This window comes from Archaeoglobus sp. UBA230 (assembly GCA_002507545.1).
Lineage (GTDB): Archaea > Halobacteriota > Archaeoglobi > Archaeoglobales > Archaeoglobaceae > Archaeoglobus.
The window spans coordinates 1195-23716 of the sequence record DAVR01000033.1; the positions used below are offsets into that span (position 1 = coordinate 1195).

Genomic DNA, 22522 nt, shown 5'->3' on the forward strand with positions numbered 1-22522 from the left:
ATGGGCTCGGCCGGATTCGAACCGGCGATCTCCGCCTTGTAAGGGCGACGTCATAACCCCTAGACCACGAGCCCTGACTGGCATTAGACGATTTGGTTATTAAAGCTTAACGCTACCAAAAGATTAAAACACTGCGAACGAAATTTTATCTAAGCGGGGGTTGCCGAGCCAGGAAAAGGCGCAGGGCTTAAGAGGGCAACTAAGATACCCTGTCCCGAAGGGGTCCGCGGGTTCGAATCCCGCCCCCCGCATGCATAACTGAATTTGGAGCGATAAGAGTAGATAATTTTGCAGCTCGTTGGTTGAAGCAGGATGATACTGATAAAAGCTCGCAGAATCAATAGTTTTATAAATCCTTCATTCAAGCAAGTTCTGCATGGAGTTCAGGGTTGTTATTTCAGATCCAAAGACAGGAAGGGCTTACCAGAAAGTCATTGAGGGTGCAAACGCTAACAGGCTTGTTGGAAAGCAGATAGGAGATATTATCAGTGGAACGATTGTTGAATTGCCACCAGACTACGAGCTAAAGATTACTGGCGGGACAGATAGGGATGGATTTCCAATGAGACCTGATCTACCCGGTTCTGGTAGGAGGAGACTTTTGCTGTCTGGCGGTGTTGGATTCAGACCGAAGGAGAAGGGATTGAGGAGAAGAAAGGGGGTCAGAGGGAAAGTAATATCCAAGGACATTCTGCAGGTGAACACAGTAGTTGTAAAGCACGGTAAAGTTCCTCTTGAAGAGATATTCAAGCAGAAAGAAGAGTGAAATGGGAATTTTAGAGGATAAGAAACGAGCCCGGATTTTTTACAGGTATTTTTCCAAAATTTACGACAGGGTAAATCCGATTTTTTACTCCGACGAGATGAGGAAGAAGGTTGTTGATATGGCTGAACTCGCCGATGGAGATTTTGTCCTTGAAGTTGGTTGTGGCACGGGATTTACGACAACTGAGATTGTTAGAAGGGTGGGAGAGGAGAACGTTGTTGCAGTTGATCTGACACCTGAGCAGATGATGAAGGCTGTTATGAGGTTCGGAAACTCAAACTTCGTGCTCGGCGATGCAGAAAACCTTCCCTTTAAAGACAACTCCTTTGATGCGGCAATCTCAGCAGGTAGCATCGAGTACTGGCCTCACCCTCAGAGGGGCATAGAGGAGATGGCAAGAGTTACTAAGAGTGGTGGTAGAGTTGTTATTCTCGCACCAAGAAAGCCCAGCAACTTACTCGTAAGAAAATTTGCTGAGAGCATAATGCTTTTCCCTTCAACCCAGCAATGCGTCGCTTGGTTCATGAATTCCGGGCTTGAAGATATCCGGTATATTGAAACTGGCCCATACTGGTTCTGGAGCAAGCTGGTTGTAATTATCAGTGGCAGGGTACCGTGAAGATTTTTAACAGTCTTGACCGCTAAGTTACATGGACAGAGTTCTTTACGTTGGACCAGTAATCTTAGACGAGCCAGAGGAATTCTCACTGCAAGAGTTTGCAAGACAGGCCGTGGCAATGGAAGCTGAGAGGCTTTATTACTCGAACGGGAGGGTTTATTTCGTCGAGTATGATACTGTTCATGGTATAATTGACGGCAAGCTTGTCGTCGTCGAACTTATTGGTTACTCGTCCTTCGTGACAGTTGGTGAATATAGAAGCTGGATAGTTTACTTTGGAAATGATGATTTTGCGGATTATACCGACAAGATCAAGGACTTGAGGGGCGATATGACTATAATACCTGTTTTAAGAACGCATGACAGATTCATAAGAAAAATCGAGGAGCAAATAAACGAGGGGAGATTCAGGAGTTTCGTAGAATGAATTCCGTAACAGATTTTGCCAGCACGTCAAACTTCCCAAAGTAAAAGTGATCCGTGTCAATTTTCACCAGTTCTTTTGGATTTGATGCTTCTTCGTATAACTTCAGACTCTCATCAAGGGAAACAAATTGATCCTTTGTTGCGATTATGAAGAGCTTCGGAATATCGGAATCTTCAAAGGTAATTGAGTTTATGGATGGAAGCGGAGAGATGTATACAGCAACATTACAGTAGTCGGATATGTTGGAAGCAACAACGCTTCCGAACGAGTAGCCTACTATGGCAATAAAATCGTGTCTCTCCTTCAGATATCCAAGACACTTTTTCGCATCCTCCACTTCCCCGATCCCACTTCTGAAGGGCTGTTGATAATCAAATCTCATCACGGAGATGTTATTTCTGAGCAACTCTGATGCAATCTTTTCAAGTCTGATATCGAATCTACTCCCTCCCATGAGGGGATGGGGAGGGCAGAGCATCGCGACTTTTTCTCCCCTCACATTGTAGGTTGCATTTATTGAGTCAATAATAATCTCAGCCATTCTTTTTCCTCCTTATGTTCTTGATAGCCTCTTCGGCAGAGTCGCCAATCCTCCCCCCTTCTTCTATCAACTCTTTTAAATTTTTTATGTCCTTCTCACTTCCAATTATGCCGAGCATCATTGCTGCATCCTCTCTAATTCTCTCGTCATCATGGTTAAGCAGTTCGGTTATAACCTTCCTTGCTTCTTCTGCAATTTCCGGCTTCATCTCATGTAAGGCTTCAAGGGCAGCCATTGCACCAAGCCTCACCATGAACTCCCTGTGAGCCATAAGTTTCCCAAGCTCTTCTCCAATATTCCTGTCCTCTGCAACCCTTTTCACTTCCTCAATCTCTCCGTTCATCAGCTTTTCTGCCAGATACTCATAGTAGTCCTCATTTATGGCTGCTTTGATCCACTTTTCTACCTCCTGCACACTCATCGCTCCAGTAAACTTCATACCATCAATAATTGCTGTTGGAACGCTTACTATTCCAAACTTTTCGGCTATTTCGGAGAACAGTTCAGCATCAACCACGTGGTGTTCGATACAGTAACTTTGGGTCATTTTATTGATGGCATTCACCGTTGCTTGGCAATTTGGGCAGAACTGGGAGACGAATGTTACTATCGTTACATCAGCATCCTCCTCATTCTCACATCTCAGACTTTTTTCAGCGACAACTTTCAGGGCGAAGAGGAAAGACTGAAGCTCTGAATGTCGAGGAACGGCGTGAAAGAATATTTTTGACTTATCCAGTTTTATTGCAGGTAGCCTTAGCTTTGGTTCTGGATAATCCAGAAATTCGCATTTAATAAACTCATTAAACTCCGACAGCTTCCTCGCAAATTCATACATCTCTTTGCTTTCGAAAACTGTTAGAATAACCTCCTTTTTAACATTCCTAAGAATTTCCTTTACAAGATTCAAAGGTAACATGTGAACACTTCAAGCACAAGTTTTAAGGATTTTTGCAGGAATCATTTTTGATGGGTGTAAGCAGTCCCGCACTGTGGACGGAATTCTTTGAGAGATACTACAAGGAGGAAATCAACAAGCTCGCCTACAGGATAAAGTCTGGTGGTGACGGTAGATCGGTTTATATTAACTTCGTTAAGGATTTAACGATATTTCAGGAGGGTAAGCTTGGTGAAGAGTTGATCGAGAATCCTGACGAGGTTTTGCAGCATGCTGAAAAGGGGCTGGCAAATGTAACCAACATTTATGGTGTCTCGCTTGAGGGCTGTAAACCCCGTTTTTATGCTCTGCCGACTGCAAGAAAGGTTCTTATCCGGGATTTGAGGGCTCAGCACATCGGAAAGTTCGTTGCCGTTGAGGGAATCATCAGAAAGGTTACAGAAGTCAGACCGAGAATTGTTGAGGCAGCCTTTGCCTGTCTGAACTGCGGAAGCATCAACATGGTTCAGCAGGAAGATTCACAGCTCAGACAACCCTTAGAGTGCAGCAAATGTCACACAAAACGTCTTGTATTTCTCCCGGACAGCAGCATATCTGTTGATAGTCAGAGGCTTAAGGTTCAGGAGTATCCAGAGAATCTGAGGGGTGGAGAGCAACCTCAGACCATTGATGTTATCTTGGAAGGCGATCTTGCTGGTAGCGTGAATCCGGGTGATAGAGTTGTAATCAACGGGATTGTAAGGGCGAAGCCGAGGGGGTTGGGGCAGAGAAAGCTCACCCACATGGATTTGTATCTTGAAGGAAACTCGGTTGAAGTTTTGCATCAGGAGTACGAGGAGTTTGAGATTACGGAGAGGGATAGAGAAAGGATAATGGAACTTGCCACGAGTGATGACATCTACGGTAAGATTGTAAGATCAATAGCCCCTTCGATTTACGGCCACGAGGATGTAAAGCTTGCAATCGCCCTTCAGCTTTTCGGCGGGGTTCCGAAGAAGCTACCAGACGGGACGGAGATCAGAGGGGATATACACATACTGCTTGTAGGTGATCCGGGGGTAGCGAAGTCCCAGTTGCTTAGATATGTCCACAGAATAGCCCCGAGAAGTGTCTACACTACGGGAAAAGGGACGACGACCGCCGGCCTTACTGCAACTGCAGTGAGGGATGAGGTTGATGGTAGGTGGACACTCGAAGCTGGGGCACTGGTTTTGGCTGATAAAGGAGTTGCACTGGTTGATGAAATAGACAAGATGCGGAAAGAAGACAGATCGGCGTTGCATGAGGCACTTGAGCAGCAGACAATCAGCATAGCTAAGGCAGGAATAAACGCCATTCTCAGGGCGAGATGTGCTCTTCTCGGTGCTGCAAATCCAAAGTATGGGAGGTTTGAAAAGTATACTGCGATTGCCGAACAAATCGAGATGTCACCCACTCTGCTATCGAGATTCGATTTGATATTTGTCCTGACAGACGACCCGGATGAGGAGAGAGATAGGAGGCTTGTTGACCACATCCTGCAGTCTCATCAGCTTGGAGAGATGATGGAGAGAATTAGGAACGTCTCGGCAGAATACAGCGAGGAATTTATAAGAGCTAAAGCTGTCAGGATAGAGCCTGAAATAGACCCCGAACTGCTCAGGAAGTATATCGCCTATGCAAGAAAAACTGTCTATCCCGTTCTGACGGATGAGGCAAAGAAGAGGATAGAGGACTTCTACCTATCGCTCAGGTCGAGGGTTAAGGAGAACTCCCCGGTTCCAATTACCGCAAGACAGCTTGAGAGCATAGTCAGGCTTGCAGAGGCATCAGCAAGAGTTAGATTGAGTGACAGGGTAGAGGTAGAGGATGTTGAGAGGGTTATAGAGATAATAGAAAAGAGTCTGATGCAGATTGCGCTTGACCCAGAGACTGGAGAGATAGACATTGATCTTGCCTACAGCGGAACTTCTAAGAGGCAGAGGGACAGGATCATGGTGATAAAGAAAATAATTGAGAATCTTGAACCGAGTTACGAGAAGGGAGTGCCGGAAGAGGAGATTTTGACGGAAGCAGAGAGGGAGGGTATAGAGAGGAGCAGAGCGAAAGAGATACTCTCAAAACTCAAGCAGCATGGCGAAGTTTACACCCCAAGACACGGCCACTACAGGTTAGTTACAAAGGTGTGAGTTAGAGTTATAAATAAAAAGGGTCAAAACTTTGAAGGATGAAAGTTCTAAAGACGGGCATACTACCCCTCGACACACAGCTTGGTGGCGGGATACCTTCGGGTAGCGTTGTGCTCGTCCTCGAAGAACCGGGTGCTGGGGGAGATGTATTATCCTATCACTTTGCTGTTGAAGGTGCTTTGAACGGAGAGAATGTTTTTTATCTGGCAACCGATGATACTGAGGAAGAGGTGAAAGAATATGTAAACCTCTACTTCAACCTTGATGAGGCAGTATGGGAGAACATAACACTTCTCAGCCTCTCATCACCCCTCACAAAGGCAGAAAAGGATGCAAAGGACTTTCTTAAAAAGACTATGTACGATCCGATTGGAGGTCTGAAAACAATTCTTTACCACGAGGATTTCGAGAGAGTTGTTATTAACAACATGACGTATTTCATAACAAACTATCCCATAGAGGATGTGGTCTCCCTTATAGAGGTTTTCTCCAAATACGCTAAAAAGAATCAGTCTGTTTTCATGATGTTGATGACGAAGGGAATGTTCGACTCGAGAACGGAAACTGCAATAAAGCATTACTCGGATGGGGTTATCGAGCTAACGTTGAGGGAAGTCGAAAACGAAGTTCAGAGGAGGCTGAAGGTTATCAAGTTTAAAGGAATCCTCGTTCCCAAGGCGATTTTGAGATATGATCTCACCGATAAAGGCATAAAAATGGAGTCTGTTATGAGGGTGTTATGAGGGTAACCTTCGGAGAACTTGTGGTTAACGATATCTCCAGCTTTAAAGTGGACTATGCGACGTTTATAAGCAGTAAATATGTCGTATCGCTTGATGTTGTCGAATACGCAGCAAAAAAAGCTGTTGAAAACTGGGACAAAGGTAAAAGGATATCAAGGTCACTTCCCATAGAAATTCTGCTTTACTGCGCAGCAACAAGGCAGATAAAGGATGCTCTGAAGCTCGGAATTGCGGAAGGGAGGAATAGGGTTGCTACAGTCATTCTTGACGAAAATAGAATGAGGGAGGTTGAATTTACAGAGACAGAGTTCAGGCCTGAGTATGATCTCAGGGCTGTGATGGACTTTTATGGGATAACGGATGAGGAAATTACAATCACTGGCATTGAAAAACTACCTCTGCTCCTTAGGGAGAGAATAGCGCTCTTCTCAGTTTTTGGAGAAGGGGTCAAATGAAGGGAATTGCCTACGCAGCCGGAACTATTGTGAACGCCCTCGCAACTGGCATAGGTTCGGCCTTCGGCATAGATATGCAGACTGTCGTTAAACTAAAGCCGGGTGAGGGTGATGAGATAAAGGTAGTCGTTAATGGAGTTGAAAGGAAAAGTGTGGTGGCTGAGAGAATTCTGAGGGCTGAGGGGATAAGCGGTGAAGTTGTTGTAGAGAGTGAAATTCCGAGCGGAAGTGGATTGGGGAGCAGCAGTGCCTTTGTCAACGCTTTGCTTGTGGCTGTTAAAAAGCTGAAGGGGGAGATTATTGATGCATACGAAATTTTAAAAACAAATGCAAGGGTATCCTTAGAAGCAGGGATAAGCTATACTGGTGCCTTTGATGACGCGGCAGCATCACTGCTTGGAGGTTTTGTTGTATCGGACAATTACAAGATGAGACTTTACCGCTGGGATAGGATCAGTTCAAGTGCTGCAATACTTATTCCGCACTTCAAACGCGGAAAAGTGAACTGGAAGGAGATAAGGGCAAACTCCACAAAACTTCGTCCAGCACTGGAGGATGCTATAAAGGGGGATTACTGCAGCGCGATGAAGAGGAATACCAGATACTACTGTGAAATGATTGGTTATCCTTTGGAAATTGCGATGGCTGGATGGGATATCGGTGTATGTTGTGGGCTTTCTGGAAATGGTCCCACATTCGTTGCCTTTGGCAGTAAAAGTGAGATGAAGTCACTTGCAGATGTTTGGAAAGAATATGGAGAGGTTTATATAAGGAAAGTCATCGAAAATTCGGTGAGTGATTTCGTAATTCCGAAGAGTTTGTTCATAAAGTTCTAACCATCCTCACCCATTTTCCCCATTCTCCAGCCTCTCTGAATCCGTGGGATTGGTAAAACTTTCTTGCCTTGTAGTTTGTCCTTCCTGCCCAGAGTTCAGCTTTGTTTCGCCCTCTCTCTCGGGAATGCTCAATAGCCCTTTTGAGAAGTGTTGAACCTATTCCCCGTTCACGGAACTCCGGCAGGACAAAAAGCTCGTGAATTTCCCCAACTCTTCTTCTCTCAAAAATGCTGATCCAGTTGGTATCGCATGCAACAAAGCCCACGGCTATGTCATCAATTTCAGCCACAATGAAACCATCTCCATCGCGAGCCATCAGCCACTTAAAATAATTTTTGATTTCCCTTCTTCTCGTGTATGCATACTCCTCAAGACCCTTGTAAGATTTCGTGTAGACTTCAACGAAGCTTTCAAGGTCCTCTTTTGTAACCTTCCTTATTTGCACGAAACAGTTTTTTATATTCGACTTTTAAGACCTACGATTATGCTGATCAAGAGGATCGCTGAAATAGAATCACCAAGCGGGAAGGAGGAAAAACTCAGAGAGTTTGTGAAAACATATCTTGAGGACCTTGGATATGATGTTTTGGAAGGTGATCACTTTATCGCAACCCGATCCAGATCGAGAATGATCGTGGCAACCCATCTCGATACTGTGTCAGTCAAAGCTCCCTTCAGCACCGATGGTGTTTATGCTTACGGCACAGGTGTGTGCGATGCGAAGGCGAGTGTTGCTGCGATACTTGAAGCTGCAGAAAGTGGTTTGGACTTTACACTTGCGTTTTTCTGCGATGAGGAGGAAGGGGGAAAAGGTTCAAAGGAGTTTGCCGAGTTCTGGAGGCAGGGTGAAATGGCTATCGTCATGGAGCCCACCGATCTCAAGATAGCTTCAAAGCACTACGGAAGCTTTGATTTGATTGTAGAGGTTTTAGGAAAAGCGTGCCACGGTTCAATGCCAGAGATGGGTGTAAATGCCATTGAAAGGGCATGCGAGATGATGGTGGATATGAAAAGGAGGTTTAGAGCCACACCACTGAAGATAGAAGGTGGCAGTGAGGAGTATGTGATTCCGTCCAGATGTTACATTAAATTCGACGTTCTCGTTAAACCGGGAACAAAACTTGAGGATTGTATAAAGGAGCTTGAATTTTTGCGAGATTATGGAAATTTTGAGGTGTCTGATGCTCACGAAGGGTTTGAGAGTGGTGGTGTTGTTACAATTCTCGAAAAAGCCATGGAAAAGGTAGGCATGGAGCCAGTACACACCGAGATGCGGTCATGGACCGATGCTCTCAACCTCAAGGACAGGTTCGACGCAGTGGTATGGGGTCCAGGGGAGCTGCACTGCTGCCACACAGAAAGGGAAAAAGTTAAGCTTGAGGATATAAGGAAGGCCAGAGATGTTTTGCTTGCCCTGAATGATTTAATCAAATCTGCTGGAAAATGTCACCATAAATGAGCTGGAGAACCAGTATAATTACGGGATGCTGAATGAGGTAAATCTCCAAGGATTTCTTTCCCAGAATTGCCACCGGGTTCTCGAAGAAACTGTGCTTAGTCCCACGAAACTTGCTGCCAAAGTGCATTCCAAACAGGAAGATTCCAAACCATGGTAACAGGGGGTAGTAATCAAGTGTCCTGAAACCGTAAGGCATCAATCCCATCCAGACAAGGTTGGCAGAACTTACGTTTATTGAGTGAAAGTAAACTCCAAGGAGAAAAGCGGCAATACCTATGGGAAGGTGCAGTTTGGTGTAGTTCAAAAAGATGTAGCCGAGAAGCGTCGAAAGGGCAAAGAAGTGCAGGATTCTGAAGACCACAAACTCATTTGGGACAAAATAGTATGTAACGGCGGTGATTAACAAGGCAAGTGCTGAGAGTTTGAAAGCCTTTCTCAAAACCCTGTTCGGCTTCGGTCTGGCAACAGCCATCGTAAGTCCAGAAATGAAGATGAACATCCCCCCGATAAATCTCGGGAAGTAATACCAGAAGGCTCCTGAAAGCTCTATTTTGCCAAAGTAGTAGGCATCAAAAAAAGAGTGGAAAATGAGCATAAGTATTACAGCTATCCCTCTCGCAAAGTCAATTTCCGGGTATCTCATCTGAAGTATCTCAGGTCCTCATCACTCTTCCACTGCTGCACTGCCATCTCTTGCATCTCCTTTATCTGAGCAATGATTTTCTCCATCTCCTTTGCTCTCTCCTCCAGAGCTTCAACAGATACCTCAAGGTTTAGCATCTTGGAGAGCACATCAAGAACGACCTTCGCACTCTTTGGATCAACCATATAGCCCGAAGTCACACCCATCAAACACGCAGCATCTATACCCTCAAGCTTTGAAACTCCAAGTAGAAGTCCTGAAGCTCCTATTATACCACCACCCGGCTCACCGGGCTCAAACTTTATCCCAAAGCTTTTAAGCTCTTCAACAACATCTTGAGAGTTTGCAGCACCGATAACATATGGCTCCTCAACAAGCTTTCCAATTCCGTATCCACCCAGCGTGTAAATTCTCCTTGCTCCAAATCTCTTTGCGATGTCAATGTAAGCGTTAACGAGTTCAAAGTGACCCTCATTGCTTATGCTCTGAAAATCTCCGACGAGAATAAGTAGATCACTGCTGTCTCCATTCGACTTCCAAGCATAAACTTCATTCACTGGCATCCTGACCGTCCCATCCTCCTGAACCATTACCTGTGGGGGGAAGTAATGAGAGTATATTTCGACCACCTTCTCAGCCCTAAGCTCGTTCACAAGATGATCAGCCACGAGCTTTCCAACATGTCCTATACCCGGGAGTCCTTCAATGAATATCGGATTCTCCAGTCCTACATCCTCCGGGTCTTTTAGGTATCTTACATCAACCTTTTTCAGCATCCAACCACCTCCTGAAACTGAAAAATCCTACCTCCTTTCTCAGCTTCCTTCTGTATTTCCCGTAGGGGTCTTCGATTGAGAATCTGGGTGGGATTGGCATATATGTCTTTGATTTACAAACAGGACAGTATTCTTTAAGCGTGTAGCGTCTACATTTACTGCATTTTCTCATTAAAACTTTCATGCAGCCTCCCTTATGAAATTGCCTTCTCCACCAAGCTTTTTAATCGTCTTCAGCACTCTGTCTGTGGCCTTTTTTAGCACGTTTTCAGCCATCTTGTAATCGTCGGCTTCAACGACAATTCTGTATCTCGGTGCGCCGAGGTATTCTATCTTCATCTCAACCCCATCTGTCACAGCCTTTTTCGCCTCAAGGAGCGCCTTCTTTATCCTCTCAATACCATCTGAGGCTGTGCTTTTTAGTTCAAAGTATCCCCTCACCTTAACTCTTTTCGGTTTGATATTCTCTCTCGCAATCTCTGCCATCTCTTTTGCGAATTCCTCGCCTACAATCGGTGCAAGAACTTCGTAACCCTCATATGCAGCTTCTTCAAAGGCAGAGTAGACGGAATCGTACTCCTTCAAAAGCTTTTTACCAATTTTTTCAAGCTCATCGAATCCAACATTGAGCTTCTCTCCAATAATTTCAAGCCACTTAAAGGATTTCATCTCGTTCTTCCACTGTTGAAGCTTCTCTCTCTTCTGCCTCTCGTTTACGTCTTTTATTGAGAGATCAATATGTCCCCTTTTCGGGTTGATGTCTAGAACCTTGCAGATAACTTTCTGCCCCTTCTTGACATGCTCTCTGATATCTTTAATCCACCCCGATGCGACCTCGCTTATGTGGACCATTCCCTCTCTACCCTCATACTCGTCAAGGGATACGAAGGCTCCAAAGTCGAGAACCCTCTTTACAGTCCCAATAACTATTTCACCCCGTGAAGGATAACCAGTTCTCTTTATTATCAGCCTCTTTTCTTTCATCCTATCCCCCTTTTCTTCTGTGAATTTAAAGATTGCCTATAACTGTTGCAGGAAAAACTGGACCATCCGTGCAAACTCTCATCCCGTTCTCAATAACACACGAACCACAAACACCAATGCCGCACCTCATATACCTTTCAAGTGAGAACTCAGCTTTATGCAAAACACCAGCTTTTTTCAAAACTATGTAAAGAGCTTCCAGCATACCCTCGCCTCCACATGCATAAATTCTTGAGTATTTGCTCAAATCCTCCTTCTTGACAGCCTCAAGGACTGTGCCTTTGATCCCTGCAGTGCCGTCCTCAGTTGTAATTGCCAACTCCTCAAACTCATCGAGCCAAATCAAGTCCTCCTTAGATTTCTCCCCGTAGATCATCCTGACCTCTGCTCCACATTTTTTCAGAAATTCATAGAGGTATTTCATCGGGGCAATTCCAATACCACCAGCGATGATTAATGCTTTGTCGGAGGGGCTGAATGGGTTGCCAAACGCCCCTCTTAAACCGATGCTGAGACCCTCATGAGCCTTTACCAAAGCCTGAGTTGTCTCACCTACAGCTTTAACGGTTACCGAATTTGGTGATGAGAGGCTGAGAGGAATCTCTTCGTAGCCCGGCAGATACAGCATAACAAACTGGCCGGGATACGAAGTTATTCTTAGGTCGAAGTAAAGCGTCGAGACCTTCTTATTGTGTCTCACCACCTTTTTCAATTTCGTGAAGTACACAGTTAAACTCCCACTTAGGTTAATAAGTTTTGTTTGCATTTTTAGAAGAAGCAGAAGAAACAATGGGTTTAAAGGAAGATTTACAGATATTGTCATTCTATTTTTAAAGTTATCTCTTATAATCACAATTATTATCATTATATAATCTCTATAATAGTAGTAAAATTTAAATATCAGATAGTCACGATTATTGATTGAGGTGATGGCGATGGAAGAGAAGAAGGACAGGAAGGAGGTTGAGGAGACCTTTAAGAGGATTAGGCTGTTTGTAGGTTGATAATGTCCTTTAATTTAATTTATCGCTTTTTATCAATTTTAAAAATAGGTGCTACTCCCAGTACATTTGCTTATCCAATACCATTAGCTTCATTTGTTGCATTTTCTCTTTCCGGTTCTGGAGTTGAGAATTTTATAATTTCTTTTGTTTTTTGTTTTTTATTTATTACTTCTATTAACTTGTGGAATCATCTTAATGACCTTGAAGATGACATCAAAGCTGGTAGAAGTTGTGCAGCTTTTATAGCAGACAACAAGAAAGCTGTTTTCAGTGTAGTGGTAATATTTTACACACTTTCGACTTTGTGGATTGTATTATTCACCAAAGATTTAGCTGTTTTATCAGTTTATCTTGTTTGTGCTTTTTTAACATGGATTTATTCGGATAAATTTTTAGTTGGAAAACGGATAAAAAGACTTAAAGAATGGTATGTTACTGAACTGCTGACGTATTTGATAGTTTCTCCCTCTTTCTTTATTGTTTTATGGTCATTTTTTTCCCCTTTGTCAGAGAAAGGTTTTGCGTTTTCTTTAGTGTTATCAATATTTTATTTGTCAGGTATGTTTTTAAAGGATATAAAAGATGCTTCAGCGGATTTAAGTTCTGGTTATAGGACTCTTGCAGTAATCTATGAGCCTGTTTTTCTGCTTAAACTTTCAATTTTTTTAAATATTATTGGAATCTTTCTAATTTTGATATTGTCCCTTTTTGGAACATTTCCTTTAATTTGCGCTTTTTCTTCATCTACCTTGATTATTCTTGTGTATGTCGTGAAAACACTACGTCAAACTAATTGGTCTTTATCAGAAGATATAATAAATGTGCTGAGACTACATCCTCTTACATACATCGTAACTCTCTCATTGCTTGGGGCTCTTGGGGCTATATCCAGTTTATAAATAAAGTGGTCCTTGTAAGGTTTAAGTAAATTTTATTTTCAATTTCGCTCATTAGCTTAATTTTGAGATTGTGAGATGTGTAATTAGGGTAAGACGTAAAAATCGCGTATGATGGTATATAGCTCTTTAGTTGGTGAATTTTTTCTTCATACATTAGGAACATATTATGATCAATAGCATAGAAATTAAAATTTTTATCAACAAAATATTTTTTGAGGATGTTTAGGCCACCTCTTATCGTTTCGGCAAAGAAGATGGCATTATCCATAAAACTATCTAATTCAAACAGAGAGGGATATATCTCTAGTGGATAGCCAAGCAACCCTAACGATGAAGCCCCCATAGTTTCTTTGCTTAGGAAGTATAACGCATATGGACTCGCAGAAAGAAATTTTTTATCTTGAAGGTCATTAGATAAATCTCTTTTAGCTATAGCAATACGTTCAGCCTCTAAGAACTCATTCAGCTTCATTCCATCTATATGTCCTAATGCGATCCCTTTTTTCTCAACTTTAACTTCCTTGCCAATCATAAACTCATGCTTTATAATCTCCTTCGTCTCCTCCAAATTCCTGCCTCTCTCTGGCAAAGTGTCTGTATAGTCGCTCGGTATCCTTTCTCTAAAGCTGAGAACAACGACTCCTCTTCCCACCTTTTTTCCATTTACAGCTATGATCGGATGTCCGTACTTCATACGCAAAGGGAAGATGTTGAATGAGACGGCATCGACACCTGCATCCCTGAAGGGTCGAAGCATCTTGTTTATCGGATAAATCAACTCATTTTGGTAAATTTCGGATGCTCTTTCCAGCACGTATTCTGGATCAGACTTGTATTTTCCATAAAGTCTCCTGAGTCTGATAAGTATTTTTAAAGCCTGCAATCTACTCTTCGGGTAGAGAAGAGGATAGATCAAAATATTGAACCTCCCCTTCTTGGCTCTTCTCATTTTATCAACGACTTCATCTGGAGTCCCTTTGAAAACCTGAAGTTCATATTCTGCATCTGTCAGTAAAACCAAGCAGCCACGAGTCCATATTGATTCGGGAGTTATGTAACCTTCAATGGGCATACAGACTGATTCGCAATCAACCAGACTTGCGAATTTTTCAGAATCATTAATCAGTTCCTCCGTTAAAAAGAATACAGTAAGGGTTGGTTTAAACTCCACCTCCTCCAGCTTAACCTTCAGGTCTTGTATAGCATCTTTGGTCTTTGGATAGGGTGTGTAGAGGAAACTAAACATGCTTCTCGAACTCACTCTTTATTGACTCTATGTCTATTCTGAGCTTGTATATTGAGGCATCCTCTGCAGCCAATATGGCCAGAACAAGTGTTTTAGATATGGGGGATAGAAGCAAGTGCGAGCCAGCCATTCTAAACTCTGCATCTTTAAAATAACCTGACGCTATGTAGTTTATAAGGACCTTAACTTGACTTTCGAGCCAGTCAACGAGAGATAGCACCTGCCTATCCTTGAAGTGGATGTAAATTGGTACACCATCTACCCTGTAAATTCCAACGAAGGGTATGTTCTCGTCTAAGATGATTGGTCTAAGGAGCTCCTCAATTACCTCTTTCATTTAACCCTCCTTCTAATTTTTTCTATATCTTCCTCAGTAATGTATCCCTTATTTGCGAGCCTCCTTAGCTCCTCTTTTGCCTCTTCTGAGATGTTCAGGTTATCGAGATTGGGTTCGAATCCATCACACCTTTTGTCTTCGATAATGATACCTGCTCCCTCCACAATCCTGAAGGGATACACACCATCAGCATGTTTCGACATTCTGTGCTTGACAACTCTGAGTGTTCGGCTGTATGTTTCTCCAGCACCAATGTTCTTTAACTGAATAACTGAATCTGCGAGAAACAGAGACATGTTTGTAAGAGCTGAGGGTTCTCCGATGAAGGGTTCTTCCAATGTTACGACAACAGTTCCACTTTCTTTGAGCATCTTAAAGAAAAAACTGACCTCTGACCGAGACTGGTAATCTGCACTTGCGACAAGAGGGGAGAATGCATCAATTGCTATTCGGAGATCATTGCCTTTGATAAACTTGGTCAAATCGCTGTCGAGAAAGGAGGTATCTTTTATCTGAAATTGGCCTACTTTTAGCTGTCTTGATTTGATATATTCCTCCAAATCCCATCCCATTGATGAGGATATCCTGAGAAACTCATTTTCATCAAGGTCGCTTGAGATGTATATACAATTTTCTTCATTTTCAAGACCCTCAGTCAAATACTGGATGCAAAATATTGTTTTTCCACAACCTGTTGTGCCTACTACTGCATTCACAGTATTTTTGACGAATCCACCGTACATAAGCTCATCCAAGCCAAAGATACCTGTGCGCAGTCTGCCCATGATAATCATATGCTCTCTCACCATTATTATAGTTTTTGATATTCCTAAATAAGTGTTATGTCGCGAATAACGTTGCATCCCGATAACAGGTTACTAATATGGAAAATCTAACGAATAGAGCAAGTACTGAAGATATTAAGAAGGAAAATAGCATTACCTGGCAATCCCGCTCGCTCAAGAACCTCATCATCTTTACCCTTTTAAAAATTTCTTTTAGATGTTTTTAGAGGTGATAGGATTGAAGAGATGTGTAAAAATTATTTTTTAGTATATATCAATACTTTTCATTAAGTGTTTTTACACCTAAGTGATGTACCACAAATTGCCAATTATTTTACTATCTAATTCTAATTTTTTCCCACTTAATAACCCCTCAGCTGTAATCGAGCGGAAAGTTTTTAAACTGTTTGCCTTATTTTGGCACGATGATATCTGAGCTTCCAGAAAATCTGAGAAAAACAGCATTGATACTGATAAAACTGGGTGAGGCTACGGCAGATGAAGTTGCCAAGGTATCCGGTAGAAAAAGGTCCACTGAGAGCTACTACTTGAATTTACTAACGAGTCTGAAGTTGGCTAAGAAAAAAAAGGTCGGTCGAAAAATCTACTTCATGTTTAATGGGTCTGACGTCGGTAGATAAAACTGAAAAGCTAAGGAATTCCTTCTTATTTTGATTACACTATCTGATCCTGTCAGTGTCATCACCCTGTAAAGCTCATGTCTGAGTATATCGAAAAGCTCCTTTATACCATTTTCAATTGCAAGAGCGTAAACGACAGGCCTTCCCACGAGCACAAAGTCCGCTCCCAACGCTAATGCTTTGAATACGTCAACTCCGTATCTGAAACCAGAGTCAACACCTGTTGTAATGATCTTTTCTATGTTGTTTAGGATTTCAAGAGGAGAGATGGCAGAATCCAGAACTCTTCCTCCGTGATTTGAAATTACAATCACATCGCAGACATCTGATAAGGTGTAGTAGTCCACTTCACTCAAAACACCCTTTGCCACAAAGGGGAGTTTAGTGGTCGAGGCAAGATCAACAATTTCTTTTTTGGAAAGGGACCTCGTCCCTCCGTAGCTTAAAATTGATCCTCCGACTTTAACACCAGCTGCCGAGTCTATGTCAATTCCAATACCGATGGCTTTTGACCTCTCAGCCTTTTCGAATTCTGATTCAATCTTTTTCCGGTCTTCAAGGGGCTTAATAATCCAGACAAACTCTTTTTCAAAACTCACTATTTCATCCTGTATCGGGTATCCTATCCATGGAATCACGCCAGAAGCCCAGGACTCTTCGATTATTCTGTTAAAACAGTTGCTGTCAACTGATTTTACCAAACCCGAAAGGGGAGCAGGCATGACGGGCATACTTATCCTTCGCCCTAAGAAGTCGGTTTCAAGAGATGGTTCAACCCCGTGAATGGCGCGTATTCTCAACCCGATGGAGTCAAGAATCCTTCTATTTCTAATAATACTCAGACCTCTCTCAGTCCCGCCCTCAAGAATTCTCAGGTTGATACCTCTCTCTACAAGCTTTGATTTCGCCTCTTCAATAAACTCATCTACTGTTTTTACCATAAAAATCCAGAGGGCTGGAAATATTTATGGTTTTAGGGAACCTCGATAACTAACTTTTTTGGCAGATTCCCAAAAAGTTTAGCAGCGCGTATAAAACTTCATGTCGTAGAGATGGCGTTAAAATCACATCTCAAAGGGAAGAACTTGAACTCACTTTTTATGCCTGAAACCCTATCCCCCCACAAAATCTCCTCCTGGTAAAGTATGCCACGGTATGTCAATCTATTATTATTCAAAATTCAATAAAAAATTAATTTTTAAAATCAAAAGATAATGTTTAAAATTTTTTTTGAAATTATTTTTTATCTTAGAATATCTAACTTAGGCTATTTAATTGAGTATACTTTAATATATCTCTGCAAAGAAATTATTACAAAATTAATGTAACAGACTTTTTTAGGAGTCCCTAAAATTGCCAATTTGGGTATATCGGTTGTTACAAAATTTATGTGAATATTGTGGTTTTGGTGCGTTTAAGGGGGGGTAAGTGCAAAAATAGGTGGGGTTGTTGACGCAACCCTATTTTCGGTAGGAGTTTGTTACAAGTTTATTGTAATGAATATTTTAGAATGTTTAGATAAACAATATTTAAAACAATTAGTTTAATGCTAAAGTTAAAAATTTATAGTTTTTTAATATCTTCTCAATAAGTTTACTAATCTTAACAAAAATTCAATTCTTTAATTTAAAAGACTTAAATAATAATATTAATCAAAAATATTAAGTTAAAATCATGACTATAATAATAAAATCAAAGTACTTATTAACTGAATTGTAGTAGTATAAATGTGTCAGAGGAATTGAAAGAAAAGAGCGGTTTTAAGTACTCAGCTAAGGATATCGAAGTTCTTGATGATCTTGAAGCGGTGAGGAAGAGACCGGGAATGTATATCGGAGGCACAGGGGTTAGAGGACTCCATCATCTGTTGTGGGAGGTTGTGGATAACAGCATTGATGAGGCTCTCGCAGGTTACTGTGATACGATAAAAGTGAGTCTCCACCAAGATGGCTCGGCTAGTGTTGAGGATAACGGACGAGGTATCCCAACAGAAATGCATGAATTGGGTAAGTCGGCACTTGAAATTGTTATGACCAAGCTTCATGCTGGTGGAAAGTTCTCAAGAAAGGTTTACAGGGTTTCAGGTGGGTTACACGGTGTTGGTGTTTCAGTCGTAAACGCTCTGTCAGAGTGGCTTGAAGTGAAGGTGTTGAGAGACGGCAAAATTTACTTTCAGAGATATGAGAGAGGTAGACCGGTTACTGATCTGAGAGTTATTGGAGAAACTGATTTTCACGGGACGATAGTTAGGTTTAAACCCGATGAAGAAATTTTTGAGACGACCGAATTCAAATACGAAATTGTGTCACAGAGGTTAAAAGAACTCGCCTATCTGAATAGAGGTCTAAAAATTATTCTTGAAGATGAGAGGATCAGAAAAGTTAGGATTTTTCATTTTGAGGATGGTATCGTTGGTTTGGTTAAATCGCTGAATAAGAATAGGAATGTACTACATGAACCGATACATATCGAAAATACGAGAAATGGGATAAATCTTGAAGTTGCTATTCAGTTTACAGATTCTGAATTTGAAAATGTTCTGGCTTTTGCGAACAACATTAACACCGCAGAGGGCGGATCGCATGTCATTGGATTCAGGGCAGGTCTAACAAGGGCTGTAAATGAGTATGGGAAGAAAAATATTAGAAGGTTTGAGCCCGTTTCCGGTTCAGATGTCAGAGAGGGCTTGACGGCAGTAATTAGCGTTAAAGTTCCGGAACCGCAGTTCGAGGGGCAGACAAAGACAAAACTCACGAACACTGAAGTCAGAACGGTTGTTGAGTCCGCAGTTTATACTGGGATACTTAGGTGGCTTGAGGAAAATCCTGTTCAAGCTGAAAAGCTGATAAATAAGTTTCTAATAACTAAAAGGGCAAGAGAAGCTGCAAGAAAGGCGAGAGAACTTGTAAAAAGAAGAAATGATCTGACAGCAACCCTCCCCGGAAAACTGGCGGACTGTTCATCAAAAAATCCAGAGGAGAGGGAGCTTTTCATTGTTGAGGGTGAATCTGCTGGTGGATCAGCAAAGCAGGCAAGAGACAGAAGATTTCAGGCAATACTTCCCATCAGGGGTAAAATAATAAATGTAGAGAAAGCCGGAATGTCGAGGATTCTGAAAAACGAGGAGATAAAGGCGATTATATCTGCTATCGGAGCAGGTATGGGCAGGGAGTTTGACATTACAAAGGCAAGATACAGGAGAGTTATAATAATGACAGATGCAGACGTTGACGGTGCCCACATAAGAACACTCTTGCTAACCTTCTTTTACCGCTACATGAGGCCGTTAATCGAGAGTGGATATCTGCATATTGCCCAGCCCCCGCTTTATCTGATAAAGAAGGGTAAAAAAACCTACTATGCATACTCAGATGATGAACTCAAAAGGGTTCTTGAGAGGATTGGCGGAGGTGAAGTTCAGAGGTATAAGGGTCTCGGAGAGATGAACCCACAGCAGTTGTGGGAGACTACAATGAACCCTGAGAACAGGATACTAATTCAGGTTACTCTTGAAGATGCAAAAAGGGCTGATGAGCTTTTCAGGGTTCTTATGGGTGAAGATGTAGAGAGCAGGAGAAACTTTATAATGGCTCATTCAAAGGAGGTTAGGAATCTTGACATTTGAAAGATACAAAAGGCAGATAGAGGTTTTTGGTATTCTCGGGCAGGAGAAACTGATGAAAGCCAAGGTTCTTGTCGTTGGGGCCGGTGGTCTTGGCAGTCCAGTGATTGCCTACTTGGCCGCTGCAGGGGTTGGCAGGATAGGGATTGTAGATGGGGACTACGTTGAAGAGTCAAATCTGCAAAGGCAAGTCATACATGCCGGTAATTTGAAGGAGAATAAGGCTGAATCCGCAGCAAAATTTGTGGAAAAGCTGAATCCGCATGTTGTGGTTGATATCTATCCCTATTCAATCAATCCTAAGAACGCAATTGATCTGATAAAACCCTACGATGTTGTGGTTGGCTGTCCTGATAATTTCAAAACCCGTTACATTGTCAACGATGCCTGCATGCTTCTCGGTAAGCCCTTTGTTCATGCCGCGGTTTATGGGTGGGAGGGAGAGTTATCAGTTTTCACAGGTAAACCATGTTATCGTTGTTATTTGCCAAAAGCTCCGACAGAAATTGGAAGGGCTATAGTTGGCTCGACGGCAGGAGTTTTTGGATCCATTCAGTCTGCAGAGGTCATCAAACTCATAACGGGAAGTGGAGAGGTCATGAGGGGCAGAATAATGAGGGGCGATTTAGCCTCGATGGACTTCTTCAGCTTCGAGATTTCTGGAAATCCTGAATGCCCTGTTTGCAGTGGGAGGCTCAGAGGAATATTTGAAGAAAATTATAGTGGTAGATGTGAGATCAGAAGATATGAGTAAATTATTTCAATTTAAAATGGATTTTATGGGCGAAACTTATATATTCCAAGGTAAGGTAATAAAAAGGTATGACTACAATTAAATTCCTCGGAGGATGCAGAGAAGTGGGAAGATCTGCCGTTATGGTAGATGGTATCGTGCTTGATTACGGTGTAAAGCCGTCTGACCCACCGGAATTTCCTTTAGATGGTTTATCGCCAAAGGCTGTTGTAATATCTCATGGTCACCTCGATCATGTTGGTGTCGCTCCCAATCTGATGTACTACGATCCTGAAGTACTTCTCACTCCCCCCTCTCACGATCTCTCCATGGTTCTCTTAAAGGACTCAATGAACATCATGCAGCCGCCTCCATTCACAAAAAGAGAGTTAAGGCAATTTGAGAGCAATGTGAGGGAGGTGGAGTATGAGGATGGATTGGAGATTGCGGACTATGAAATAGAGTTCTTCAATGCCGGACATATCCCCGGCAGCGCGAGCATTCACATGAGGGGAGACGTGAACATCCTGTACTCCGGAGACGTAAAGCTCGAAGAGACAAGGCTGCTTGAGGGTGCGGACACGGACTACCCTCACACCGACATTCTGATAGTTGAGAGCACGTACTTCGGCACTGAACATCCGGAGAGGAAGGAGCTTGAAAGAGCCTTTGCAGAGAGTGTTGTTGATACTCTCGATATGGGTGGGCATGCGATAATTCCAGCCTTTGCCGTTGGAAGGACTCAAGAAGTTCTGATGATTCTCGAAAACTACGGCATCTCCCCGTATGTTGATGGACTTGGTAAAGAAGTGGCCAAAATTATCTCAAGATATCCCGACTTCATAAAGAGTCCAAAGGCTTTGAAGAGGGCAATCAGGAATGCTACACCCGTGGAGTGGAAGAAAAGGGAGAGGGTGCTTGAAGAACCTTCGGCGGTGGTTACCACTGCAGGAATGCTGAATGGAGGGCCAGCTTTGTTTTACATATCTAAGCTTTACAATGATGAGAAGTCCAAGATAATTCTGACGGGTTATCAGGTTGAAGGTACAAACGGAGATATGGCTCTGAAGCATGGAATGCTCAATCTGGGAACAAGGACTGTGAAGCTGAAGATGGGCGTCGAGCAGTATGACTTCTCAGCTCACGCAGATGACAGGCAGCTAAAGGAATATGTGAAGAGGGTTGTGAAGAAGGGGGCGGATGTTGTCTTCACAATACACGGAGAAGAGACCGAGGCTTTTGCGGAGTGGATAAGAGAGAATCTGGGTGTTGAAGCTTACGCTCCTAAGAATGGAGATATTTTCGTGATATGAGGTTGCTCCTCCTCTCTGATATCCACTCAAGCTTTGAAAATCTCAAAGAAATTCTAACCAGGGAGGATTTTGATGCGATTGTTGTTGCGGGGGACATCACGCACTTTCGCCCGGCAGATGTGTTTAAGGCTGACAGTATCTTAGCCCAGCACACTGATGAATGTTTTGCTGTTCACGGCAACTGCGATCACGAGAAGGTGCTTGAACACCAATACGATGCTATTAGATTCATCCACCGCAGAAGTTTGAGACTGGATGATTTTACAATTCATGGCATTGGTGGCTCAGGAATTACGCCCTTCAACACACCATCGGAGTATACCGATGGAGAAATCAGGGAAATGATTGCCGAGCTGAAGCTCGAAGATGAGGGGAAAAACATACTGCTCACACACTGTCCACCGAAGGGAATACTGGATAAAACATACTCAGGCGCTCATGCGGGTTGTAACGCAATTCGGGAACATGTAAAATCCTTCGATGCAATGCTTTGCGGCCATATCCATGAGGCCCACGGCGTGGATGATAAAATCACACTCACAGTTAATCCGGGACCGGTTATGTGGGGAAGATACGCTCTTTTTGATACTGAAAAGATGGAAGTTGAGCTGCGGAAGATTTAAGCTT

The 22522-nt window shown here is 42.7% G+C and carries 26 protein-coding genes and 2 tRNA genes; 15 read left to right on the forward strand and 13 right to left on the reverse strand.

Annotated elements, in window-relative coordinates; translation table 11 throughout:
- Position 1 precedes the first annotated feature (1 nt).
- Positions 2–74: transfer RNA gene (locus BP688_RS10320), tRNA-Val, on the reverse strand.
- A gap of 79 nt (positions 75–153) precedes the next feature.
- Between BP688_RS10320 and BP688_RS10325 the strand changes: the two genes are divergently transcribed.
- The 4 genes from BP688_RS10325 (at position 154) to BP688_RS10340 (ending at position 1812) form a co-directional block, all read left to right on the forward strand.
- A tRNA-Leu gene (locus BP688_RS10325) sits at positions 154–251 on the forward strand.
- A 125-nt stretch (positions 252–376) separates the two neighbouring features.
- Positions 377–766, forward strand: a complete 390-nt coding sequence (locus tag BP688_RS10330) for a 30S ribosomal protein S6e (RefSeq protein WP_290597511.1) — start codon at positions 377–379, stop codon at positions 764–766.
- 1 nt (position 767) lies between these two features.
- On the forward strand, positions 768–1385 hold the full coding sequence (locus tag BP688_RS10335) for a methyltransferase domain-containing protein (RefSeq protein WP_290597512.1): 618 nt from the start codon (positions 768–770) through the stop codon (positions 1383–1385).
- 31 nt (positions 1386–1416) lie between these two features.
- Positions 1417–1812: a hypothetical protein gene (locus tag BP688_RS10340; protein ID WP_290597513.1), complete on the forward strand. Its 396-nt coding sequence runs from the start codon at positions 1417–1419 to the stop codon at positions 1810–1812.
- Here BP688_RS10340 and BP688_RS10345 read toward each other — a convergent pair.
- Positions 1793–2353 carry an alpha/beta hydrolase gene (locus BP688_RS10345; protein WP_290597514.1) on the reverse strand — a complete coding sequence of 187 codons (561 nt, stop codon included), beginning with the start codon at positions 2351–2353 and terminating at the stop codon, positions 1793–1795. The genes BP688_RS10340 and BP688_RS10345 overlap by 20 nt on opposite strands.
- A complete protein-coding gene (locus BP688_RS10350; protein ID WP_290597515.1) occupies positions 2346–3272 on the reverse strand; it encodes a thioredoxin family protein in 927 nt (308 codons plus the stop codon). The genes BP688_RS10345 and BP688_RS10350 overlap by 8 nt, the downstream gene beginning before the upstream one ends.
- Positions 3273–3322: 50 nt before the next feature.
- Between BP688_RS10350 and BP688_RS10355 the strand changes: the two genes are divergently transcribed.
- Genes BP688_RS10355 through BP688_RS10370 form a run of 4 tightly spaced genes read left to right on the forward strand, consistent with a single transcriptional unit; the run spans position 3323 to position 7453 of the window.
- On the forward strand, positions 3323–5419 hold the full coding sequence (locus BP688_RS10355) for a minichromosome maintenance protein MCM (protein ID WP_290597516.1): 2097 nt from the start codon (positions 3323–3325) through the stop codon (positions 5417–5419).
- Positions 5420–5457: 38 nt separating this feature from the next.
- Positions 5458–6162 carry an RAD55 family ATPase gene (locus BP688_RS10360; protein ID WP_290597517.1) on the forward strand — a complete coding sequence of 235 codons (705 nt, stop codon included), beginning with the start codon at positions 5458–5460 and terminating at the stop codon, positions 6160–6162.
- Positions 6159–6617, forward strand: a complete 459-nt coding sequence (gene cgi121, locus BP688_RS10365; RefSeq protein ID WP_290597518.1) for a KEOPS complex subunit Cgi121 — start codon at positions 6159–6161, stop codon at positions 6615–6617. Before BP688_RS10360 ends, cgi121 begins: the two co-directional genes overlap by 4 nt.
- Complete coding sequence (locus BP688_RS10370; RefSeq protein ID WP_290597519.1) at positions 6614–7453, forward strand: shikimate kinase; 840 nt, start codon at positions 6614–6616, stop codon at positions 7451–7453. Before cgi121 ends, BP688_RS10370 begins: the two co-directional genes overlap by 4 nt.
- Here BP688_RS10370 and BP688_RS10375 read toward each other — a convergent pair.
- A complete protein-coding gene (locus tag BP688_RS10375) occupies positions 7440–7898 on the reverse strand; it encodes a GNAT family N-acetyltransferase (protein ID WP_290597520.1) in 459 nt (152 codons plus the stop codon). The genes BP688_RS10370 and BP688_RS10375 overlap by 14 nt on opposite strands.
- A gap of 39 nt (positions 7899–7937) precedes the next feature.
- Between BP688_RS10375 and BP688_RS10380 the strand changes: the two genes are divergently transcribed.
- Entirely contained in the window at positions 7938–8912 is a 975-nt protein-coding gene (locus BP688_RS10380; protein ID WP_290597521.1) for a M20/M25/M40 family metallo-hydrolase, read from the forward strand.
- On the opposite strand, the gene BP688_RS10385 is transcribed toward BP688_RS10380, so the two are convergent.
- Genes BP688_RS10385 through BP688_RS10405 form a run of 5 tightly spaced genes read right to left on the reverse strand, consistent with a single transcriptional unit; the run spans position 8881 to position 12042 of the window.
- Positions 8881–9555 carry a heparan-alpha-glucosaminide N-acetyltransferase gene (locus BP688_RS10385; protein WP_290597522.1) on the reverse strand — a complete coding sequence of 225 codons (675 nt, stop codon included), beginning with the start codon at positions 9553–9555 and terminating at the stop codon, positions 8881–8883. The genes BP688_RS10380 and BP688_RS10385 overlap by 32 nt on opposite strands.
- Entirely contained in the window at positions 9552–10331 is a 780-nt protein-coding gene (locus BP688_RS10390) for a proteasome assembly chaperone family protein (RefSeq protein WP_290597523.1), read from the reverse strand. Before BP688_RS10390 ends, BP688_RS10385 begins: the two co-directional genes overlap by 4 nt.
- On the reverse strand, positions 10315–10515 hold the full coding sequence (locus BP688_RS10395) for an RNA-protein complex protein Nop10 (RefSeq protein ID WP_290623399.1): 201 nt from the start codon (positions 10513–10515) through the stop codon (positions 10315–10317). Before BP688_RS10395 ends, BP688_RS10390 begins: the two co-directional genes overlap by 17 nt.
- Positions 10512–11315 (reverse strand): translation initiation factor IF-2 subunit alpha, encoded by an 804-nt coding sequence (locus BP688_RS10400; RefSeq protein ID WP_290623401.1) that lies wholly within the window; start codon positions 11313–11315, stop codon positions 10512–10514. Before BP688_RS10400 ends, BP688_RS10395 begins: the two co-directional genes overlap by 4 nt.
- A gap of 25 nt (positions 11316–11340) precedes the next feature.
- Complete coding sequence (locus BP688_RS10405) at positions 11341–12042, reverse strand: dihydroorotate dehydrogenase electron transfer subunit (RefSeq protein ID WP_290597526.1); 702 nt, start codon at positions 12040–12042, stop codon at positions 11341–11343.
- A gap of 279 nt (positions 12043–12321) precedes the next feature.
- Here BP688_RS10405 and BP688_RS10410 point away from each other — a divergent pair, with 279 nt between their 5' ends.
- Positions 12322–13218 carry a UbiA family prenyltransferase gene (locus tag BP688_RS10410; protein WP_290597527.1) on the forward strand — a complete coding sequence of 299 codons (897 nt, stop codon included), beginning with the start codon at positions 12322–12324 and terminating at the stop codon, positions 13216–13218.
- Here the strand turns inward: BP688_RS10410 and BP688_RS10415 are convergent.
- Genes BP688_RS10415 through BP688_RS10425 form a run of 3 tightly spaced genes read right to left on the reverse strand, consistent with a single transcriptional unit; the run spans position 13202 to position 15610 of the window.
- On the reverse strand, positions 13202–14464 hold the full coding sequence (locus tag BP688_RS10415) for a hypothetical protein (protein ID WP_290597528.1): 1263 nt from the start codon (positions 14462–14464) through the stop codon (positions 13202–13204). The two genes, BP688_RS10410 and BP688_RS10415, sit on opposite strands and share 17 nt — an antisense overlap.
- Complete coding sequence (locus BP688_RS10420) at positions 14457–14801, reverse strand: hypothetical protein (RefSeq protein ID WP_290597529.1); 345 nt, start codon at positions 14799–14801, stop codon at positions 14457–14459. The genes BP688_RS10415 and BP688_RS10420 overlap by 8 nt, the downstream gene beginning before the upstream one ends.
- On the reverse strand, positions 14798–15610 hold the full coding sequence (locus BP688_RS10425; RefSeq protein ID WP_290624638.1) for an RAD55 family ATPase: 813 nt from the start codon (positions 15608–15610) through the stop codon (positions 14798–14800). The genes BP688_RS10420 and BP688_RS10425 overlap by 4 nt, the downstream gene beginning before the upstream one ends.
- 401 nt (positions 15611–16011) lie before the next feature.
- On the opposite strand from BP688_RS10425, the gene BP688_RS10430 reads away from it, so the two are divergent.
- On the forward strand, positions 16012–16227 hold the full coding sequence (locus BP688_RS10430) for a helix-turn-helix domain-containing protein (protein ID WP_290597531.1): 216 nt from the start codon (positions 16012–16014) through the stop codon (positions 16225–16227).
- Here the strand turns inward: BP688_RS10430 and BP688_RS10435 are convergent.
- Positions 16191–17168 carry an alpha-hydroxy acid oxidase gene (locus BP688_RS10435; RefSeq protein WP_290597532.1) on the reverse strand — a complete coding sequence of 326 codons (978 nt, stop codon included), beginning with the start codon at positions 17166–17168 and terminating at the stop codon, positions 16191–16193. The genes BP688_RS10430 and BP688_RS10435 overlap by 37 nt on opposite strands.
- 788 nt (positions 17169–17956) lie before the next feature.
- Between BP688_RS10435 and gyrB the strand changes: the two genes are divergently transcribed.
- The 4 genes from gyrB (at position 17957) to BP688_RS10455 (ending at position 22518) form a co-directional block, all read left to right on the forward strand.
- Positions 17957–19852: a DNA topoisomerase (ATP-hydrolyzing) subunit B gene (gene gyrB / locus BP688_RS10440; protein WP_290623403.1), complete on the forward strand. Its 1896-nt coding sequence runs from the start codon at positions 17957–17959 to the stop codon at positions 19850–19852.
- Positions 19842–20603 carry a HesA/MoeB/ThiF family protein gene (locus BP688_RS10445; protein ID WP_290597534.1) on the forward strand — a complete coding sequence of 254 codons (762 nt, stop codon included), beginning with the start codon at positions 19842–19844 and terminating at the stop codon, positions 20601–20603. Before gyrB ends, BP688_RS10445 begins: the two co-directional genes overlap by 11 nt.
- A gap of 68 nt (positions 20604–20671) precedes the next feature.
- The gene (locus BP688_RS10450; RefSeq protein WP_290597535.1) at positions 20672–21895 is read left to right on the forward strand and encodes an MBL fold metallo-hydrolase; all 1224 of its coding nucleotides are present in this window, start codon (positions 20672–20674) and stop codon (positions 21893–21895) included.
- A complete protein-coding gene (locus tag BP688_RS10455) occupies positions 21892–22518 on the forward strand; it encodes a metallophosphoesterase (protein WP_290597536.1) in 627 nt (208 codons plus the stop codon). Before BP688_RS10450 ends, BP688_RS10455 begins: the two co-directional genes overlap by 4 nt.
- Positions 22519–22522 lie beyond the last annotated feature (4 nt).

Coding starts and splice junctions, on each gene's coding strand:
- BP688_RS10330 (WP_290597511.1), top strand. CDS start 377: ATGGAGTTCAGGGTTGTTATTTCAGATCCAAAGACAGGAAGGGCTTAC.
- BP688_RS10335 (WP_290597512.1), top strand. CDS start 768: ATGGGAATTTTAGAGGATAAGAAACGAGCCCGGATTTTTTACAGGTAT.
- BP688_RS10340 (WP_290597513.1), top strand. CDS start 1,417: ATGGACAGAGTTCTTTACGTTGGACCAGTAATCTTAGACGAGCCAGAG.
- BP688_RS10345 (WP_290597514.1), bottom strand. CDS start 2,353: ATGGCTGAGATTATTATTGACTCAATAAATGCAACCTACAATGTGAGG.
- BP688_RS10350 (WP_290597515.1), bottom strand. CDS start 3,272: ATGTTACCTTTGAATCTTGTAAAGGAAATTCTTAGGAATGTTAAAAAG.
- BP688_RS10355 (WP_290597516.1), top strand. CDS start 3,323: ATGGGTGTAAGCAGTCCCGCACTGTGGACGGAATTCTTTGAGAGATAC.
- BP688_RS10360 (WP_290597517.1), top strand. CDS start 5,458: ATGAAAGTTCTAAAGACGGGCATACTACCCCTCGACACACAGCTTGGT.
- cgi121 (WP_290597518.1), top strand. CDS start 6,159: ATGAGGGTAACCTTCGGAGAACTTGTGGTTAACGATATCTCCAGCTTT.
- BP688_RS10370 (WP_290597519.1), top strand. CDS start 6,614: ATGAAGGGAATTGCCTACGCAGCCGGAACTATTGTGAACGCCCTCGCA.
- BP688_RS10380 (WP_290597521.1), top strand. CDS start 7,938: ATGCTGATCAAGAGGATCGCTGAAATAGAATCACCAAGCGGGAAGGAG.
- BP688_RS10385 (WP_290597522.1), bottom strand. CDS start 9,555: ATGAGATACCCGGAAATTGACTTTGCGAGAGGGATAGCTGTAATACTT.
- BP688_RS10390 (WP_290597523.1), bottom strand. CDS start 10,331: ATGCTGAAAAAGGTTGATGTAAGATACCTAAAAGACCCGGAGGATGTA.
- BP688_RS10395 (WP_290623399.1), bottom strand. CDS start 10,515: ATGAAAGTTTTAATGAGAAAATGCAGTAAATGTAGACGCTACACGCTT.
- BP688_RS10400 (WP_290623401.1), bottom strand. CDS start 11,315: ATGAAAGAAAAGAGGCTGATAATAAAGAGAACTGGTTATCCTTCACGG.
- BP688_RS10410 (WP_290597527.1), top strand. CDS start 12,322: ATGTCCTTTAATTTAATTTATCGCTTTTTATCAATTTTAAAAATAGGT.
- BP688_RS10415 (WP_290597528.1), bottom strand. CDS start 14,464: ATGTTTAGTTTCCTCTACACACCCTATCCAAAGACCAAAGATGCTATA.
- BP688_RS10420 (WP_290597529.1), bottom strand. CDS start 14,801: ATGAAAGAGGTAATTGAGGAGCTCCTTAGACCAATCATCTTAGACGAG.
- BP688_RS10425 (WP_290624638.1), bottom strand. CDS start 15,610: ATGGTGAGAGAGCATATGATTATCATGGGCAGACTGCGCACAGGTATC.
- BP688_RS10430 (WP_290597531.1), top strand. CDS start 16,012: ATGATATCTGAGCTTCCAGAAAATCTGAGAAAAACAGCATTGATACTG.
- BP688_RS10435 (WP_290597532.1), bottom strand. CDS start 17,168: ATGGTAAAAACAGTAGATGAGTTTATTGAAGAGGCGAAATCAAAGCTT.
- BP688_RS10450 (WP_290597535.1), top strand. CDS start 20,672: ATGACTACAATTAAATTCCTCGGAGGATGCAGAGAAGTGGGAAGATCT.
- BP688_RS10455 (WP_290597536.1), top strand. CDS start 21,892: ATGAGGTTGCTCCTCCTCTCTGATATCCACTCAAGCTTTGAAAATCTC.